Annotated in this window: 13 protein-coding genes and 1 pseudogene; 4 read left to right on the forward strand and 10 right to left on the reverse strand. The window is 40.2% G+C overall.

Going from position 1 to position 15,013, the window contains the following annotated elements:
- Nucleotides 1-93: 93 nt before the first annotated feature.
- Entirely contained in the window at nt 94-408 is a 315-nt protein-coding gene (locus ACFI34_RS08330; RefSeq protein WP_462673237.1) for an SIP domain-containing protein, read from the reverse strand.
- Here ACFI34_RS08330 and ACFI34_RS08335 point away from each other — a divergent pair.
- The 3 genes and pseudogenes from ACFI34_RS08335 to ACFI34_RS08345 form a co-directional block, all read left to right on the forward strand.
- Nucleotides 407-559: pseudogene (locus tag ACFI34_RS08335) on the forward strand (MarR family winged helix-turn-helix transcriptional regulator); the annotation flags it as partial. The gene ACFI34_RS08330 and the pseudogene ACFI34_RS08335 overlap by 2 nt on opposite strands.
- A gap of 83 nt (nt 560-642) precedes the next feature.
- Complete coding sequence (gene umuD / locus ACFI34_RS08340; RefSeq protein WP_010556176.1) at nt 643-1,056, forward strand: translesion error-prone DNA polymerase V autoproteolytic subunit; 414 nt, start codon at nt 643-645, stop codon at nt 1,054-1,056.
- A complete protein-coding gene (locus tag ACFI34_RS08345; protein WP_462673145.1) occupies nt 1,044-2,303 on the forward strand; it encodes a Y-family DNA polymerase in 1,260 nt (419 codons plus the stop codon). Before umuD ends, ACFI34_RS08345 begins: the two co-directional genes overlap by 13 nt.
- A gap of 15 nt (nt 2,304-2,318) precedes the next feature.
- Here the strand turns inward: ACFI34_RS08345 and ACFI34_RS08350 are convergent, their stop codons facing one another.
- The 5 genes from ACFI34_RS08350 to ACFI34_RS08370 form a co-directional block, all read right to left on the reverse strand.
- On the reverse strand, nt 2,319-2,774 hold the full coding sequence (locus ACFI34_RS08350) for a hypothetical protein (protein WP_462673146.1): 456 nt from the start codon (nt 2,772-2,774) through the stop codon (nt 2,319-2,321).
- 226 nt (nt 2,775-3,000) lie between these two features.
- Nucleotides 3,001-3,516 (reverse strand): DUF4240 domain-containing protein, encoded by a 516-nt coding sequence (locus ACFI34_RS08355; RefSeq protein WP_006793493.1) that lies wholly within the window; start codon nt 3,514-3,516, stop codon nt 3,001-3,003.
- A complete protein-coding gene (locus ACFI34_RS08360; protein WP_006793492.1) occupies nt 3,516-3,707 on the reverse strand; it encodes a YwbE family protein in 192 nt (63 codons plus the stop codon). The genes ACFI34_RS08355 and ACFI34_RS08360 overlap by 1 nt, the downstream gene beginning before the upstream one ends.
- A gap of 68 nt (nt 3,708-3,775) precedes the next feature.
- Nucleotides 3,776-4,057: a hypothetical protein gene (locus ACFI34_RS08365; protein WP_462673147.1), complete on the reverse strand. Its 282-nt coding sequence runs from the start codon at nt 4,055-4,057 to the stop codon at nt 3,776-3,778.
- 8 nt (nt 4,058-4,065) lie between these two features.
- A complete protein-coding gene (locus ACFI34_RS08370) occupies nt 4,066-4,278 on the reverse strand; it encodes a hypothetical protein (RefSeq protein WP_462673148.1) in 213 nt (70 codons plus the stop codon).
- A gap of 101 nt (nt 4,279-4,379) precedes the next feature.
- On the opposite strand from ACFI34_RS08370, the gene ACFI34_RS08375 reads away from it, so the two are divergent.
- Nucleotides 4,380-5,183 carry an ion transporter gene (locus ACFI34_RS08375; protein WP_006793489.1) on the forward strand — a complete coding sequence of 268 codons (804 nt, stop codon included), beginning with the start codon at nt 4,380-4,382 and terminating at the stop codon, nt 5,181-5,183.
- 52 nt (nt 5,184-5,235) lie between these two features.
- Here the strand turns inward: ACFI34_RS08375 and ACFI34_RS08380 are convergent, their stop codons facing one another.
- From ACFI34_RS08380 to ACFI34_RS08395, 4 genes are all read right to left on the reverse strand, one after another.
- Nucleotides 5,236-6,351, reverse strand: a complete 1,116-nt coding sequence (locus ACFI34_RS08380; protein ID WP_462673149.1) for a DUF748 domain-containing protein — start codon at nt 6,349-6,351, stop codon at nt 5,236-5,238.
- A gap of 247 nt (nt 6,352-6,598) precedes the next feature.
- Nucleotides 6,599-7,738: an aspartate-semialdehyde dehydrogenase gene (gene asd / locus ACFI34_RS08385; protein WP_462673150.1), complete on the reverse strand. Its 1,140-nt coding sequence runs from the start codon at nt 7,736-7,738 to the stop codon at nt 6,599-6,601.
- Nucleotides 7,739-7,941: 203 nt separating this feature from the next.
- Nucleotides 7,942-10,641, reverse strand: a complete 2,700-nt coding sequence (locus ACFI34_RS08390; RefSeq protein WP_462673151.1) for a TonB-dependent receptor domain-containing protein — start codon at nt 10,639-10,641, stop codon at nt 7,942-7,944.
- A gap of 63 nt (nt 10,642-10,704) precedes the next feature.
- Nucleotides 10,705-14,793: a hypothetical protein gene (locus tag ACFI34_RS08395; RefSeq protein WP_462673152.1), complete on the reverse strand. Its 4,089-nt coding sequence runs from the start codon at nt 14,791-14,793 to the stop codon at nt 10,705-10,707.
- Nucleotides 14,794-15,013 lie beyond the last annotated feature (220 nt).

The raw sequence follows: 15,013 nt of genomic DNA on the forward strand, positions 1-15,013 counted from the left end.
GCCTTAGGTGTACGCTTGCTTAACTAAAATAAAAATGAGTATTGACGAGTGTATTAAATAGCTAAGTAACCTATTTTACTTAGCAATAAAGAATTAAGCCGTTTGTTTATTAGCTTGGCGCTCTAACTTGTAGTTTTCCGAGTTTAAGCCTTTTTTCCAGTAACCTGATGCCACTATGTTGCCCCTTGGTATAGAAAGCCTGTTAGTTAATGCTGCTTTAAGCTCACGCACTAGCCCAGCCTCAAGTGCCATAAATACAATAGGGGGGTGTTCATAATGCTGTAGTGTGGTTAATGCATTAGCCATCTCAACCTCTGGCGGCGTTGTAGTTATTAACCAAGTGGCCTGACGCGTTGAATCTAAGCTGATTATATCCGCTTTAGACGGGGCATGAATAAACGCGTCAATTTTAGCGTTTACAGATCAGGGTGCCGTGCTTTTTGGAAAATTACTAGCCGCCAAAAAGCATGTAAACGATCAAATGTAAAAAACATTAAACCCAAATAAAATCAATGACTTTTTAAACACGGCTCAGCAAATGATCAAAAATATGCAATGATCTTTACTTCATTACTTGGCATAAGTTAACCAAAACACATATACTGTACACTTATACAGTATATGTGTTTTGGTTATTTATTTATGTTTGTTATTCCTATTTATATAGAAGCGGGTATTTGCGGGTTTGAATCTCCTGCAGCACAATACACTGAGCTTGGCGTTTCCCTTGATGAGCTATTAATAAAGCACCCTGATGCCACTTTTATTGGTATTGCGTCGGGTAGCTCTATGCAAGAAGTAGGGATTTTTGAGGGTGATTTACTCGTAGTAGACCGAGCAGAACACGCTAAAGATGGCGATGTAATTGTGGCTAATTTAAATGGCTTATTTGTGTGTAAGCTACTTGATAAAACAAACGCTCGATTACTATCGGCTTCGCCTTTATATCAACCTGTTAATATTACGCCTAGCGATGAGTTTCAGCTTGAAGGCGTAGTCAGTTTGTCTATTCGTATGCATCGCCAAAGCCCTGAGTTACTTTCATGTATGCCTTAGTCGATGCCGTGGCGTTTTATGCCAGCGCCGAAAAAGTATTTGATCCCGCCATTCGCTCAAAACCTGTGGTTGTGCTCACTAATAACGACGGCTGCGTATGTGCGGTATGCCCTATTGCACGACGTTTAAATATTCCTAAATTTGGCCCTTACTTTAAAGTTAAGCAGTTATTAGAACAAAACAATGTGGTTGTACGCTCTAGTAACTATGAACTATACGCTAATTTAAGCGACCGAATGATGAGTGTGATTGGCCGCTTTTGTGACACCCAGCATATTTACAGTATTGATGAATCGTTTTTGCACTTTAGCGGCTACGAAAACGTTGTAAAAGATTGGCATACTTACGGACATCTTATTAGACGAACCGTATGGCGAGAAACAAAACTCCCCGTTGGCGTGGGGTTTGGGCCAACGCCTACACTTGCAAAAGCGGCAAATCATGCAGCTAAAAAATTAACAGGCTTTGACGGTGTTGCTGTCATAAATGACGAAGCAAGCCGGCGAGCTATTTTACAGCGCATGGACTGCCAAGATGTATGGGGAATTGGCAAGCGCTTAGCTAAAAAGCTAAAAATAATGAACATAAACACCGCATGGCAACTTGCCCAACAAAACCCAAAAACTATGCGCCGCGCTTTTAGTGTGGTGGTAGAGCGCACAGTAAGCGAGCTTAATAGCTTAGTATGTTTAAACTGGGATGATGTACGCCAAGATAAACGCGAAATTTACTCAACTCGCAGCTTTGGAGAGCGTATTTATGAACCAACCGCTCTCAAAACCGCTTTAATTAACCATGTCACTATTGTGGGCAAAAAACTAAGATCGCAAAAGTCGCTTGCAAAGCAATTATATATTTTTGCATCGAGTTCATCCCATGAAGACGTATTTTATAAAAAGTCTTATATGTATCAGTTTAGCATGCCAACAAACGATACCTGCGTTATGGCCAATGCGGTGTCTGAGGTGTTTGAAAAAATTTACCAACCTGGCGTGCGGTTTTATAAGTGTGGTGTAGGTGCACTAGAACTCACCGCTGAGCAATTTCAGCAAAGTGACTTATTTGCACCACAACAAGATAACCCAAAGTTAATGGGCTGTTTAGATGCTATTAATACCCGATACGGCAAGGGTATGTTGGGCTTAGCAAGTAGTAAATTAAACGATCGCTGGCATATGAGCAGAGATTTTTTATCGCCTCAGTACACAACCCGCTGGCGGGATATACCAAAAATAAAATGCGATTAGCTAATAGTTGAAATATTACTGGATAGCTTTTATAAACTTGCACTCAACACTTGCTGAACTTAGTGTGTAAATAAGCATGTCATTAGGTAAAAAACGAATGCTTTGTCGAATTGTTTTTTCGTTTATAGGATCATCACAACGGCTCATTCGTAAGCCATTATCAAGCCCATCACTTTTATATTTTAACGAACTAGTAATAAAGCAAAAGTTTGGCTTTTTTATAGTTTGAGTTCCGTTATGTAATGAGCCAAACACAATTTGTTCACCCAGCTTAAACCCCTCGCTTGGGTTACTAGCATTAATTAAACTCAAGTTACTGTTTACGCATAACCCTGAATTAGCAGAAACCACCTTATACGTACCAAGTTTTGATTTTAAAAGGGGTATAAAGCGTGCCTTATTGCTTGGCTCAGCGGCTACGTGGACGCTGACAAAAACAAAAATGAATAAAGTCAATTTGATGTGTTTCATTAAGTAAACGTATCCTTATGCGTTAATTATTTTTTTAGTTCGTATACTAAATGGCTTAACTTTATTACATAGCTAAATATAACAGAGATTTACTATTAGAAGACAAGGCTATATAAAAAGAAAAACTAAATTAATGCATGTAGTTATTAATCACATTTTGAGATACGTTATCGAACAATAAAACGATTTAAAATAATGCGCTAAATTAAGCGCATTACTATAAGATTTACTGCCAATACTTTGCGAATAATTGCGGATAGGCTTGTTTTAAAAATTTTGCTTTGTCTTTAAAGCGTTTGCCTGCGGGTTGATCGCCTGATGGCACGAAGGGTAATTCATCCTCGTTGCGCTCTTCATATAATAAGCCGGCGATGAGGTCGTATTCGTCAATATATGGGTAAGGCTGTTCATTTAAGTGATAAACAGGTGTACATAATGCAATGGAGTCGGCATTAACGAGCGCGTTATCAAACACAGTTTTACCGCGTGAAATAAGCCAACATCTAAACTCACTAAAACCATATTCGTCATTGCAGCCTGCCATAACAAATGCAGCGCCAAATAAATCCCAGGTAAAACATTTACGCATATTTATGCCAAAAAACTTATCAAATGCAATAAGTTGCTGATCGTCTAAATTGCTTAGATTTGCTTTAAGGTGGTCGCTTACACTTTGCGGATCAAGGCCTAAGTCGGGTGTAGTTACTAATTCCCAAAAAGCCTGCTCTGATAACGCTGCCATTATAAAATCTCTTTTACTCGGCCTACTTGGCCATCTTCTAATCTCACTTTAATACCATGCGGATGGTTTGGTGATTTAGTTAATAAACGCTCTACCACGCCTTCCGTTAATGTACCGCTTCGTTGATCTTCTTTTAAAACAATATTAACTACAGTACCTGGTGATATTTGCGAACGAGAAGGAACAGCCATTATTTAAACCCTAAATATAATTTTTTTAATTATAACGCCCAACTGCAGGCAAACCAACAAAACCCATTTTAATTAGCAAAAAACACGATATGTGTCGGTTTTATCGGCAATTTAATACCCGCTAGTTGAGTAATAATTATAGATTTAAGGCGTTCAATTTCAGAGTCAGCGTTATTAAGCGCTATGGTGTCTTCAAAATAGCAGTTAACGTTTAAGGTGTTGGCTTCGTTATTTAAATCAACAGTGTGAGTAAGGTATGCAAAATCGGTCACTGAGTCTTTAATAGACTCACAGGCTTTAGTCAGCGCAGCGCGTATTTGTTTGTCTCGTTGTTTTTGTGTTTTAGTCATGAGGAGGATTATTTATTTTTTTCTGCTTGTTGTTTTTTAAATTCTTCGTAATTTGAGTCTTGCTCTTTAAGGCACTCATAATATTCTTTATCGGCTTTGTAATTACATTCGTTAAGGCGGGCTGATTGTAATTGTTCAAAGCGTGCGTCAGAACTACACCCGGCTAAAATAGGTAATCCGATTATAAAAACAGCCGCGGTTTTTAGTTTATTGATAACCATTAAATTTCCTTACACAATTGCGTTTAAAAAGACGTTAAATTATGCCGATTATATTGTATATTAGCGCCATAAAAATCTTTGTATTTATAGGACCACTTATTATGATGTCGCAGTTACAAGCATTGTTTCAGCGTATAGACAAAAGCAAGATATTTCAATCATTTGTTATAGCTGTCATTATTGTTTCTGCCCTAACTGTAGGCGCTCATACCTATAGTCTTCATCCTACGGTTGAGCTTGCTCTTAACTGGATGGATATTGGCATAACCGCATTCTTTTTAATTGAACTGATTATTCGCTTTGTTGCAAGCAAAGGCATAAAAGACTTCTTTTCAAAGGGCTGGAATATATTCGACACCATTATTGTATTGGGTAGTTTATACCCCGCTGCGGGCTCTACGATGCTAATAGCGCGTTTACTACGTATATTTAGAGTGCTCAGGTTAGTGTCGATGATTCCTGAACTTAGACTACTCGTTAACTCCTTGCTCAAAGCAATCCCACAAATGGGCTACATTGCACTGCTTATGTTTGTTATTTTTTACATCTACGCAGCGATGGGCAGCATGATGTTTGCCGACATTAATCCTGTGCTTTGGCAAGATGTGTCTATTTCAATGCTAACACTATTTAGAATAGCGACCTTTGAAGATTGGACCGACATAATGTACGAAACAATGGCGGTGTACGAGCTAAGCTGGATTTACTACCTGACCTTTATATTTTTAACCGCCTTTGTATTTTTAAACATGATGGTTGGCGCAATTTTAGAAGTAATGGGTGAAGAACACCGAAATGCACGAGAAGAGCAAGCTGATAACGACTCGCTTCCTGCAACACAAGGACAAGTTAACGAGTTACAAGCGCAAATAGCAGAGTTAAAAACATTGCTGAGTAAAAAGTAACAGTTTAAGCCTCACAAAATATGTTTGTGGGGCTTAAAACTCAATTAGCCTGTTACTCATCTGATGTACTTTCTACTGTTTCAAACGATATCACGTCGTCCACTTCCATTTTAAACGCTTCTAAAAACGCATTTTTTAATACCGACACCACTGCCTGAAACGTAGATATATCGGTGTTGTTTAATGTGCCATCGATCGGTATGCGCGCAGCAACTAGCTCAGATTCATCATTTTCAAATAATTCGCTGAGTATATCTATGCTGCCTTCAAAAATAGCAGTGAACAATCCGTCATCGTCTTTTTCTATATCTTCACGCCACGAAAAAACACTCAAGTCATAAACACCGGCCTTCGCATAGCCGTTTAAAACATTGTCTTTTGCAGCAAGCTCCATTGCACCATCTATGCCACCAGCTTCAATGTCAAACGGGGTATACACTTTAAAAACCGTTTCTAGGTGTTTAACCGAAAAACGTTGAACCTCTACATTAAAGTCAAAGTTTGCTTTTTCACTAAATGGGTCTAATTGACCTTTAAGAGACAATGCAGCTTCGCCCATTAAATCCCCTTCTACGTTTAACGAAGTCACTAACGTTTTTGTGAGGTTTTTAGCATTAGTTATGTTTTTAATATTTGCATTAATATTAGAGATATAGGTAGGTTTATCACCCTCGCTGGTGGCATTAACTAACGAAACTTTACCGTTATGAATACTTAAAGTGTCAATTGAAAAAGGGACTAGATTATTAGCAAGCCCTATCCAGGTTGTTTCGTTTTTAACTTGTTTATTTTGCTCCGTTTTATTAGGGGCTTTGTCGTAAACCACAATTTCAGGATGGGCAAATTGCATATTTGTCACTAAATTCCCTTTCAGTAGTGCTGACCATGAAAGTGAAAAATTGAGGGTTGCAACGCTAAGTAGCGGTTTAGGCGCTAAATTATCCTCTTTGGTATAAATTTTTATGCCGTCAATAGCATACGCACCACGGTATAAATATAAATCAACGTCACCTACGTGCCCTGTGATTCCCTGCGTGTGTTTAATTTGTTGATTAACATAATATTGAATAGCATGGGGCGCACCAATACGGAATATTAATAAAAGCACAATGATTAAAACAAAACCAGTAAACCATTTAGCTTGAGTAACCTTTGAAGTTAACGCCATAAAACCATCCTTATTTGTGTAATTATGAGCATGACAGTGTGTAAAAACTACACAAAAATAAGCACAACTGCGCTGTTAAGTACTTAAATTACTGGGTGCACGCAAAATACTATTTTAGCTTTTGCAATGGCTATGCCACACAGACGGTTCTTTAAAGGCCACAAAAAAGTGTGAAAGGAAGGAATAAAAACTAAAAAGGGTTAGCACTATGCTAACCCTATAAAATGGACAAATTAAAAAACTGAAATTACTCAGCGTCTACAATAATGCGAAGCATACGACGAAGTGGCTCTGCTGCACCCCATAAAAGCTGATCGCCCACTGTGAAAGCGCTAATATATTTAGGTCCCATAGTAAGCTTACGAATACGTCCTACAGGGATACTTAGCGTGCCAGTTACTTTAACCGGCGTTAAATCGGTGGATGTAATATCACGCTCATTTGGAATAACCTTAACCCATTCGTTGTGCGAAGCTAATATTTCTTCTATTTTTTCGACGCTTATGTCTTCGCGTAATTTAATAGTCATTGCTTGGCTATGACAACGCATTGCGCCAATGCGAACACATAAACCATCAATAGGTACAGGCTGGTGGGTAGAGCCTAAAATTTTATTAGCTTCAACTTGTGCTTTCCATTCTTCCTTTGATTGTCCGCTTGGCATAGGCACGTCAATCCATGGGATCAAGCTACCTGCTAATGGCACGCCAAATTGATCTTGTGGTAAATCGCTTGAAGCCATTTTTTCACTGACTATTTTATCAATTTCTAAAATAGCTGAACTTGGGTTATCGAGTTGCTGAGCAACACTTGAATGAATAGCACCCATTTGTGAAATCAGCTCTTTCATATTGCGTGCACCCGCACCCGAGGCTGCTTGGTAAGTCATAGGGCTTACCCATTCAATAAGATCTTTCTCAAACAAACCACCTAAAGCAAGGAGCATTAACGACACAGTACAGTTACCGCCAACAAAGGTTTTAACGCCTTGCTCTAAACCTTGAGTAATGACATCTTTATTTACAGGGTCAAGAACAATAATGCTGTCATCACTCATACGAAGTGCAGAAGCTGCATCAATCCAGTAACCATCCCACCCCGATTCACGAAGCTTTGGGTAAACCGCTTTGGTGTAATCGCCCCCTTGACACGTAACAATAATATCCATTTTTGAAAGTTCAGATACATCGCTTGCATCAAGTAGCGGTTTTGCATCACCCGCTAAATCAGGACCAAGTTGTCCGGCTTGTGAGGTAGTAAAAAAAGTGGTGTCTATATTGGCAAAATCATTTTGCTTTTCCATACGCTCTAATAACACAGAGCCAACCATGCCACGCCAACCGACTAAACCTACTTTTTTCATTGTTTTATCCACTGTTTTGTTCATAAAAGATGCCTTAATACATTAAAAATTAAATTCATTGCGTGAGATTCAATTTTCAAGTTAACAAACTAACACTGCTAGACGGCTAAAACTAGTTAATAAAACAGAACTTAAAAATTTTTCATGCGAAATTAAGGTATAAAAAAAGCCCTGTATTTAATACAGGGCTTATAGCGCGAATGTACAAGGCTTAACGCAAGCTAAAATTAAAATTCATAACTATAGCTTAAGCTAAACTCGGTGCCTGTTTCTTGGCCCCAAAGGGTTAACCCTTCTTGCTCTATTTGTTTTTCTTGGCCTAGAATATTCTTCACTTTAAAATTAACTTTAGAGTTAAAGTTAGGAAAGTAAGAATAAACTAAATCAAGTGAGTGAAATGACTTTTCTTCAGCATCTTCATTCCCACGCGTACCTGGTACGATAATTCGCGGCCCAAACACATTGTAAATAACCGATGTTGAATGAAAACCGTCATCTGAATCGTAACCCATTTGTAAGTTAGCAACCCATTCAGAGTGGCCTACTAAACGGCGTTGGTTGTTAGTAACAATGTTTGAAACGGTATCGGCTTCGAGTGCTTCTTTAAGTTGCGTTTCAAATAATGAATCGACATTATCTGAGTCATTTATACCTAAATTAACGCTCGAATCAGATAGCGTTACGTTACCCGACAAAAATGCAGACGACCAATCTTTATTGATAAAACCAAAGTCAGTTAAAAAATCTACCTCAATACCAGATAGCTTACCCGACTGTGCATTAGCCGTAAGTAATTGCGGAGACGCACCACCTACACCTGCAAGTTCAACCATTTCAATTGGGTTTTCTATGTCCTTATAAAACAATGCAACTGACAGGTTATTACCTGTTGGCATGTACCACTCAAACCTAAAATCAACATTCGTTAATTCAGAGCTTTGTAAGCTTGGTGAACCACGAACCAAAAATTCAGTCAGCGGGTCAACAAAAAACGAGGTACTTACATCACGTAAGTCTGGGCGAATGGTGGTTTCGCTCACGTTTAAGCGAAACTGCATTTCTTCATCCATGATGTACGTAACAGCAAGTGATGGAAAAAAAGTATCTTCGTTAATGACTACGTCTTGAATTTCTTCAAGCGTGTTTTCGAATAAGTTTGAATGTGCCTGATAACCAATTGATACTTGTTTGAAATCTTCCCAGCGAACACCGCCAGTAATACGCCATGTATTTTCAAAAAAGTAGTCAGCCATAAAGTAATAGGCATCTAACTTATGCGCTGCACTGTATTTATCACCGTCAGTTGTGCCATCATCAAAAATACCTGAACCCGTAGCACTTGTGTAAAACGCGTCGTTTGATGTGTTTGCATCAGCAAAAATATCGCTAATGTTATTACCAAACGTAAACTCATCGCTTATACCGCGGTGCGTTATGCCAAATTTAACATTGCTTGCATCACGTTTTTTCTCTGAAAAGTCACCGCCAATTTTAAGTTCGAGCTCGTAGCCGTCCCCGTAAAAAGGTAACCCCATGTTCCAACCAAATGTTTCTACGTCATCGTGAAGTACTTGGTATTCACGCGTAATATTAGTTGCTGCAACATCTTGAAGCTGCTCTGACTCAAATACACCGTCGTTATAGTTTTGTTGAAAAACAACATCTAAACCGCCTGGTGCGTTACGATTAGCTCTACTTAAGCCACCATACCAATCAAAAAATAAATTATTTAGCTCTGGAAAGTTATGCGTGCCTTTAAGCTGAGAAGAAAACATTTCACGTTCTTCGTAACTAATATCAACACGGCGAAGCTCGGTTACACCCTCTTCGGTTTCATTGGCATCGTAATAGTTACGATTACGAACCCGATCACTCATATCGTGTAATGCAATGTTAGTCAGCTCAAATCGATGGTTTGAGTTAAACTCATAGCCAAGGTTTAACGTTCCGCTCCAGCGAACATTTTGTTCAGTCGATGTACCATCGTAATATTGTGCAAAACATTTGTTCTCACAACCCAAACTACCTAGGCTTGAACCACTTTGTTCTTGAACAACTTCCCATTCGTTGTCATAAGAAACAGCCGCAAGCACACCAAAGGTACCTATTTCGCTTTCTAGTCTGTCGCCCACGGCAACAGAAAAGCTCATAGCGGGGTCAACATCTTCCTTGCTAATGCCTACATTCCAATCAAGCGATTGAATAAGGTTTTTACGCTCTTCAAGCGTAGAATTAATATTGCCTTCAAGGCCTGCAGCGCTGGTAAGTGCTGTAGTAAATACGTTAGATAGCGCACGTGTGCCATCATCACGGCCCATCCAATCATCATCACCGCCTTCGTAAAAGTAGCCAGAATCACTATTTGACGTGTTATACGATGAGCCTACTTGTACTTTAAATAAAAAGTCAGACGGAATAGACTTGGTACGAATGTTTACATTACCGCCACCAAAATGCGCAGGCATATCTGGTGAAAATGATTTTTGTACACTTAAGCTTTCGATTATTTCAGATGGAAATAAATCGAGTGGCACAACCGAGCGAGTAGGATCGGGGCTTGGTACATACATGCTATTTAATTGTGTACTTGAGTAACGCTCACCTAAACCACGCACATATATAAATTTACCGTCAACTAAGGTTAAGCCTGTAACACGGCGAAGAGCCGATGCAGCATCACCATCGCCGGTGCGTGAAATTTGATCGGCACCCATAATATCAGCAACAAACGCTTGATTTTGGCGTTCTTGCAATACTGCACCTGCGCTCCCTTTGAGTCGTTGCCCTACTGCAACCACTTCTTCTATTTCTTGCTCTTGAATGTCGGCTTCTGCAGCAGCAGTATTTACCGACCAACCAAATAGTGCAGCCAAAACGGCGCAATTTAATGTTGATAAGGCAAGTTTAGAGGGTTTATAAGAATTCATTTTTATACTCCGAAACAAAACAAGACATTAGCCGGGCTTTCGCCCGGCCTAAAGCGTTTAAGGTTAAAGACCTACTTTTACCCAACCCGCTGTCCAGTCTGTTTGTGCATCCATTGCACCAATGTAATCTACTGTATCAAAGTAACTATCTAAGCTAGACGAATCAAAGCCTGCACCGAGTAGTAATGATTCACTTGAAGGCATGTAACCGTTACTCGCTAGTGCAAGGCTTGCAGCTGTTTGCACTGAGTTACCAGCTTGACCTAAGAACCAAGACTCAACATTGCCATCACCAATTGCTTGAGTACCAAAGTTGTTAGCTGTTTCACACGCAACCACTGAGTGAGTGATAGTAAGTGAACCGTCTTCGGCACGTGGTGCTGAGTCAGAACCTACACGTAAACAGTTTGCGTAATCTGCGCCACCGGTTACTACTACGTTTTTAAGTATGCCGGCAGTACCTGCACGTAAGCGAATACCGTTTACGCCTGCGTCACCGATAATGGTTACATTAGAGATAGTAGGCATAGTAAGTGGTGATGCATCTGAATCAAATTCAGAGTTATCAGCTTCAATCGCGTTATCGCCCTCAGAGCCTGATTGTTTGATAAGTACGTATTGCGCTTTACCCGTCCAACCAAATGACCAATCTAGAGAATCGTCACCAATATTAGTAAGCACTAAGTGGCTGATGTTTGCTGTGCCACCGAAAAACTCTACGCCATCGTCTAGGTTTTCATGAACGTGGATGTAATCTAGCTCTGTTTGGCTACCTACACCAGCAAGTGAAATACCGTTAAGTTCATCACCATTACCTAAAGTTTTGCCCGCTTGTTTTACAGCAACATACTTTAACGTGCCTGAGTTATCTTCTGGGTCATTACCACCAAATTGACCAGCATCACCTTCAGCAGATACACCACAGTTTGCAAGTTCATCAGCTGTTGCTTCACCTTCTTGGTCGCCACATGAGTTGGCCGGTGCATTACCTAATAATACTAAGCCGCCCCATTGACCAATCGTTGTTTCGCCACCCGTTACATCTTGAATAGATGTCATGGTGATTGGCTGAGTTGCTGTGCCTACGGCCTCAATTTTTGAACCACGACGAACAACTAAAAAGTCATCACCCGATTCACCAATTAATGTTGTACCAAACTGAACATACAATGTTGTGTTATCTGCGCGGTCATTACCAACAGCTGTACGCCCTTTTAAGATCCAATGTGCATCATTTGTTAGTGTTACATCAGTTGTGAATACAACATCTGAATTTAACTGATAAACAGGCTTGTCGGTAATAGTTGGGAAACTTGCAGACACATCTGTTGCTAGTCCTTGCTCTAATGCGTTTTGGATATCAGTTGGGAAGCTAGGTTTAATAGCAACGGTCCATCCTTCCATCCAGTTATTATCACCGTCAAACGCACCAATGTAATCGGTTTTAGTGAAGAACGAATCAAGGTCAGAGGTATCAACACCAGCACCAAGTAGAGGTGAACTCGACTTAGGTGTATATCCATCAGTTGCTAAGCTTAAGTTTGCAGTTGTGAGTGTTTGGTTACCTGTTTGGCCTTCAAACCACGATTGAACGTTACCACCAGCAATTGCTTCGCTACCGAAGTTATTATCTTCACTACAGGCTACTACTGAGTTTTCAATAGAAAGCTCACCCGATTCTGCATTTGCTACCGAGTCCGAACCTACACGTAAACAGTTTGAATACCCATCTGGGCCAGTAATAACAACATTACGAAGCACACCCGCTGTACCTGCACGTAAACGAACACCGTTAGTACCATCTGCACCTACAATTGTTACGTTAGAAATAAGTGGCTTAGTCAATGGCGTTGCATTTGAATCAAATTCAGAGTTATCAGCTTCAATGGCATTATCGCCCTCAACAGCACTTTGTTGAATGTAGATATTTTGTGCACGACCTGTCCAACCAAACGACCAGTCAAATGCGTCGTCGCCGATATCAGTCAGTACAATGTTACGTACGTTTACTGTACCACCAAAAAACTCTACACCGTCGTCTAGGTTTTGATGAACCTGGATATATTCAACCTTAGTTTGTGAACCTACACCAGCAAACGAAATACCGTTTAGTTCATCGCCATTACCCAGTGTTTTACCCGCATGTTTTACAACAATGTAACGAAGAACACCTGAGTTATCATCGCTGATATCACCACCAAACTGACCTGCATCACCTTCTGCCGATACACCACAGTTAGCCAGTTCTTCTGGTGTAGTCTCACCTTGTTGGTCGCCACAAGAGTTAGCAGGAGCATTACCAAGTAATACTAAACCACCCCATTGGCCAATATTTGTTTCGCCTCCCGTTACATCTTGAATAGATGTCATAGTGATAGGTGCTGTTGCATTACCATTAGCGTTAATTTGTGAACCGCGGCGAACAACTAAGAAATCGTCACCAGTTTCACCGATAAGCGTAGTGCCCGCTTGAACATAAAGTGTAGTTGCATCAGCGCGATCGTTACCGACCGCAGTACGGCCATTTAGAATCCAATGTGCATCGTTTGTTAGCGTTACATCGGCTGTAAATGTAGTATCTTGTGTTAAACGGTAAACAGGCTTATCGGTAATTTGTGGAAATTCACTTGATACATTAGTCGCTAAACCCTGCTCCAATGCATTTGAAATATCTGTTGGGAAGCCACCATTAATACCTACAGTCCATCCTTCCATCCAATTGGTTGTGCCATTAAATGCACCAATTTGTCCATTGGCAATAAGCGGTGAACCTGGAAGTGGAGTGTAACCATTATCGTCAAGCATTAAGTCTGCTGGAGTCAGTGTTTGGTTGCCGTCTTGCGCCTCAAACCACGATTTAACATCGCCGCCATTAATCGCTTCGCTGCCAAAGTTGTTAGCCGTTGTTTGACATGCAACAATTGAATTAGTGATAGTTAATGTACCGTCTTCTGCGCGAGGTACAGAGTCAGAGCCTACACGTAAACAATTTTCGTAAGTAGCTGGGCCCGTTACAAATACATTGCTTAATGCGCCCGCAGTACCTGCACGTAAACGAATACCGTTGTTACCTTCAGCACCTACAATTGTTACGTTTGAAACGGTTGGCATTGTAAGTGGTGTTGCACTTGAATCAAACTCAGAGTTATCAGCTTCAATTGCGTTATCACCCACGTTTGCAGCTTGCTGAATGTATACGTTTGTTGCAGAGCCTGTCCAACCGAACGACCAATCAAGTGAATCATCACCAATACTGGTTAATACAACATTACTTACATTAACTGTACCACCGAAAAACTCGATACCGTCATCAAGGTTTTCGTGAACTTGAATGTAATCAACAGTTGTTGCAGAACCCACACCAGCAAACGAAATACCGTTTAGCTCATCACCGTTACCTAATGTTTTACCCGCTTGCTTAACGATTAAATACTTTAATGTACCTGAGTTATCATCTGCAACATCGCCACCAAACTGGCCTGCGTCACCTTCAGCAGATACACCACAGTTAGCTAGCTCGTCGGCTGTTGCTTCACCTTGTTGGTCGCCACATGAGTTAGCAGGTGCATTACCTAGTAATACTAAACCACCCCATTGACCAATGGCTGTTTCACCACCCGTTACATCTTGAATAGAGGTCATAGTAATTGGCTGGCTTACTGTACCAACAGACTCAAGCTGTGAACCACGACGAACAACTAAAAAGTCATCGCCAGATTCACCAATAATTGTTGTGCCTTGTTGAATGTAAAGCTTTGCGTTATCTGCACGGTCATTACCTACTGCTGTACGACCATTTACAATCCAATGCGCGTCGTTTGTAAGTGTTGCATCAGTAGTGAACGTTGTATCTGCTGTTAGGCGATACACTGGCTTATCAGTAATTTCCGGAAATTCGCTTGATACGTCTGTGGCTAAGCCTTGAACAAATGCGTTATCAATAGTGGCAGGGAAACCAGTTGTGCCGTTTTGTGAATCATCACGAGATGACGTTTCACCGCCTGTGTCTGAGCCGCCTTCAACAACGTTTGTTATTGTATCGCCTTCGTTAATTGTTGTGTCGCCTTCAGATACTACTAAGTCACCACCACAACCCGCTAAAGATACTGCAGTTGCAATCAAACTAACTTTGAATAAGTCAGATAATTTCATTGTTCACTCCGTTAAAGTATTTAATTATTTTGTTAACGCTTTATAAAAACTCAAGTCACTTTAAAGCACTTAATAATGCGTTAAGGTCACTTGAGTTATCAGCAGGGCTTACCTTACGGGAGCTATATGACACTGGAGTTACACTTTAATAAACATAACATGACAAAACTATATTATTAAAATTCAATAACTTAATTTTCGCAGCAATAAAAAAGCCGAC

The sequence above is a fragment of the Pseudoalteromonas sp. PSi26 genome (genome assembly GCF_054960575.1).